At 64.1% G+C, this 3,974-nt stretch carries 4 protein-coding genes; 1 reads left to right on the top strand and 3 read right to left on the bottom strand.

What is annotated here, in order from left to right; genetic code table 11:
- Positions 1 to 403 precede the first annotated feature (403 nt).
- From ACFE65_RS17470 to ACFE65_RS17460, 3 genes are all read right to left on the bottom strand, one after another.
- On the bottom strand, positions 404 to 1,414 hold the full coding sequence (locus tag ACFE65_RS17470) for an OmpA family protein (RefSeq protein ID WP_375383632.1): 1,011 nt from the start codon (positions 1,412 to 1,414) through the stop codon (positions 404 to 406).
- 418 nt (positions 1,415 to 1,832) lie between these two features.
- Positions 1,833 to 2,240 (bottom strand): VOC family protein, encoded by a 408-nt coding sequence (locus ACFE65_RS17465; RefSeq protein WP_375383631.1) that lies wholly within the window; start codon positions 2,238 to 2,240, stop codon positions 1,833 to 1,835.
- The gene (locus tag ACFE65_RS17460; protein ID WP_375383633.1) at positions 2,237 to 2,983 is read right to left on the bottom strand and encodes an alpha/beta fold hydrolase; all 747 of its coding nucleotides are present in this window, start codon (positions 2,981 to 2,983) and stop codon (positions 2,237 to 2,239) included. Before ACFE65_RS17460 ends, ACFE65_RS17465 begins: the two co-directional genes overlap by 4 nt.
- Before the next feature lie 333 nt (positions 2,984 to 3,316).
- Here ACFE65_RS17460 and ACFE65_RS17455 point away from each other — a divergent pair, with 333 nt between their 5' ends.
- Positions 3,317 to 3,826: a TetR/AcrR family transcriptional regulator gene (locus tag ACFE65_RS17455; protein WP_375383630.1), complete on the top strand. Its 510-nt coding sequence runs from the start codon at positions 3,317 to 3,319 to the stop codon at positions 3,824 to 3,826.
- The last annotated feature ends 148 nt before the right edge of the window (positions 3,827 to 3,974 follow it).

Genomic DNA, 3,974 nt, shown 5'->3' with positions numbered 1-3,974 from the left:
CGGCTTCCTGCCTTGGAGGATATCGTACATCTGTCGATGCCCGATATCCTTCACAGAGTCGGACTCTCAGCACGATTCCTGCGCTTTCCAACTACGGACGATTGTTCATGTGAACTGCCGGCCTGATCTGGTTGCCTCGGCCGGGGAGATGTCGGCAGCACGACCTGCCCCAGAAAACCCGTTTGGGAAGATGCCGGCTGAGCAGTGCCGTCAGCTCCCGCAGATCCAGGCTGATGTGGCGGGTCCGAATGGGCAATTCGCGCAACTGACGGGACCCGACCAAGCGCAATGCCGGGTACGGATCGCCGTCAGCCAGCAGGCATTCAAGGCGATGAGACCAGCTGCGCTAACCAGTAGCGACGCGCAGCCTCTGACCGACGAGTTCGAGCGTGCGTCGGGGGGCTCATAGCTTGACCAGCTCGACCCTGCGGTTGGCGGCCTTGCCCGCCTCGTCCGTGTTGTTCGAGACCGGGCTCATGCCGCCGTAGCCTTTGGCCTGAAGGCGATCGGCTTTGATGCCGGCGGCGACGAGTGCCGCCTGCACGGCCTTGGCTCGACCATCCGAAAGCGTGACATTGTGCTCATCCGAGCCGGTGTCGTCCGTGTAGCCGTTGATAGCGAGCTTCAGCGCCGGGTCCGCTTTCAGCAGCGCGATCACCGCATCCATCTGCGCCTTTGAGTCCGGCAGAATCTGCGTCTGGTCGGTCGCGAAGTTGACGTGGATCACCGCCTTACCGGTCTTGTCGAGGTCGGATTTGAGCTGATCGGCGGGCAGCAGGGCTGCGGTCGCGACGAAAGGCTTGGTCTGAACAACAGCGATTGAGCCCTGCGCCGTGTTCGTGGAATAATTGATCCAGATGGCATCATGGGGCCGGTGAATGACCCAGGTCTCGACCGGGTCGTTATAGGCATCCCCAAGACCGGGCGCAATCTCGCTTCTGACCGTGTCGGGCAATGCCATGATCGTGTCGTTGGGGATCTTCCCCTCATAAACCTTGACCGCCCCCGCCTGCTGGAAGAGCGCGTGCATGTTCTTTTGCAGCTCATAGCTGGAGAATTGCTTGTTCGGGGCCGCGTCGAGCGTGACCATGAAGGTCTGGCCTTCGACATCATTGAACGCCTTGCCGGTCCAGAACGGGAAGTGGCCGAAGCCGATCTCCTTCGGCGTATTCTGCGGCGCGTAGTTCGACGGCCAGCCAAAAAAAGGGAACTTGCCGAGCGGCGCGTTCGAAATTGGCACATTGTCGATCGAGAAATCGGCTGGCACTGGAGCGGCAGCAGGTGCAGCTGGGCTCGTCGGGATGACCGGCGCCGTGGCGTTGGTAACCGTCGCGGTCTCATCGACCTTCGGCTTGCGATGGCAACCGGCTGCAAGCATAGCCAACGGCAGCATGGCCAGACTGATCTTCCTCATGCGATCCCCATTCTTATCGGGAGGGTTGGTAACCCACATGGCTGGCGGTGGGCAATCGGCATTGTAGTAAAGCCACGGTAGGCGCTTCCGTTCGAAATCAGGAGCTTCCTGCAAGCAGCGCCTGCAAAACGGCGCCGCTGCCGAGGCAGCTTTGTCCCTAAGCGGCGATGTCAGAGCCGCTGGCCGTGACACCGCTCAAGACCCAGAAGCCGAAATTCGATCGGATTTGGCCACTTCCCAGCTGCAGACATCGATTCAGATTGGACGGGCAAGGCATGCTCGGCACCAGCGCGTCGCGGGATTGACGACTACGAGCGTAGTACTTCAGACATCGTTCACCTTTGATGCGGAGGTGACCTATGGACTCCTAAACTTCAGATACTCATGCCGTCGGTTTCGGCTGCCGTTCCAGGAACACCTATATCTGCGAGGCCAGCTTGCCGGCTCGCCGCGGCGCCTCGATGAGTTGCTCGACCAGTTTGGGCGTCCATTGCACATATTCGACCGTCGCGCCGTCGGGATGACGAGCGTACATCATACGGCCGGTCGGCACCGGCGCGATGTCCCGGATGATCTCGGCACCCGCGTCTACCAGCGTCGCGCGCGTCACGTCGATGTCGGTCACGATCCAGGGGCCGAGGCTGCCGCGGATCGGCGCCAGCGCCTCGTCCGTCCCGCCGACGACGAGGATGTCGCCGATCCCGATCAGGTCCCAGGGATCGAACCGGAAGCGCAGGTGCGGCTCACCTACGTGCAGAGGCCGCAGCAGACGCAGCGTCGCCTCAGCGTCGTTGGTGAAGATGCGGGTGTAGGTCTTGAGGATCATGGCAGGTCTCCGGTGGGCGAGGCGGCGAAGGCGGCAAGCTCGCGATTGAACCGCGCGGCATCCTCGATGAACGGCGCGTGCCCGGCGTTGGAATAGATCGAGAGGCGCGCCGAGCGGTTGATCGCGAGCATCCGCCGCGACATGGCGACATCGACCAGGGCATCGCGCGCGCCATGGCTGATTAGCATGCGTGGCACGGCGGCAAAGGCGCGGTCGAGGCCGTCGGTCGTGATGCCGATCAAGCCCTGTTGCACCGCGCGCGGCATCATCCCGTTATACGCCAGCATCCGCGCGAACAGGGCCGCCGGAGGCCGCGTCGCGAAGCAGTCGGCGAGAAACGCACCGATGGCGTCGCTGCGGACAGCCAGATCCGGCAATGCCAGCCGCTTGCCCAGTTCGGCGGAAGTCGCGGAGAGCAGGCCGGGCGCGAAGCTGGTCACGGCATCGACCAGGTTGATCCCCGCGATCCGCCCGGCACCATGGCGCTCGAGGTAATGCCCGACGATCAGACCGCCCATCGACCAGGCGACGACCAGCGGGCGGCGCAGCCCGGTCTGCTCGATCACTGCGTGAAGATCGACTCCCCATGCCGCGCCATCGGCGTAGCTCGCGGGCGTCGGCGGCTTATCGGAATCGCCATGCCCGCGCAGGTCGTAGGTCACGATGCGGAAGCGGCCGGTCATCGCGGGGGTAAGCTGTTCGTCCCACGAGAGCCGGCTCTGCCCCAAGCCGTTCACGAACAGGATCTCGGCGTGAAGAGATCGCCATAGCGCATCGCGGAAAGGGTAAGGCCGTCGGGGGTCGTGATGCGGGTCGCGACACCCGACGGGACGGCTGCCGGCCCGGGCGCACTCCTCGCAGGACGCGACGCCCCGACGAGCCCGGCGGCTACCAAGGCTGCAAGCGCTTCCCGCCGCGTCACCGCCATGTGCGCTTCTCTTTGATCATAGCGGTCGCTAAAGAACGTGGCGGCAGCGCGGTCAAGGGGTTATTTAGTGACTGATACAGACGTTGGACCAAAGCCTCGAGGAGGTCGCCCGCGAGGCTTCGATCGCGAAGCCGCGATCGCAACCGCGATGGAGCTGTTCTGGCGGCACGGCTACGAGGGCGTGTCGATCAGCGACCTGACGGACGCCATCGGCATCGCCCCGCCGAGCCTCTATGCGGCTTTCGGCAGCAAGGCGCGATTGTACCAGGAGGCGCTGGATCGCTACGCGGTCGGCGCCCTGGACCTGTCGGTGCTCGATCAAGCAACCGACCTGCGCGACGGCGTGGCCGCGATCTTGGCGGCAGCGATCGGCTCGGTCCACGCGAAGGGGCAGGCCTGCATGATCTCGACCGGCATGCTCGCCTCCGACCGCGCGCACGATGCGCTCGCCTGCGATCTCGCCGATCGGCGCCAGAGGTTCGGACACCTTCTGCAAGAGAGACTGGAGCGCTGGGTGCCGGCGGCGGAGGCGGCGTCGCTGGCCCGCTACATCGTCGCCATAATGCAGGGCATCTCGGTTCACGCCCGCGACGGTGCCACGCTGTCGGAATTGGAAAGCATCGCAAATTACGCAAAGGCAGCGCTGCCCGCGTGCTGATGTTACACCTAAGCCTAACATCGCACGCTATGACAGAAGCATCGTCATCTCTGGACCGTACGTGCCGGAAAGGAAGCTCCAGCAGGTCATCCAGACCCAGGGCACGAAGCCGCTGCGCGGCATTGGTGTTGGCGGTGATGTAGCGCGC

It is taken from the genome of uncultured Sphingomonas sp. (assembly GCF_964237335.1).
In the GTDB taxonomy this organism is placed as follows: Bacteria; Pseudomonadota; Alphaproteobacteria; order Sphingomonadales; family Sphingomonadaceae; genus Sphingomonas.
Note: the sequence above shows the minus strand (reverse complement) of the source record. Positions and strands in the feature narration are given on the sequence as shown.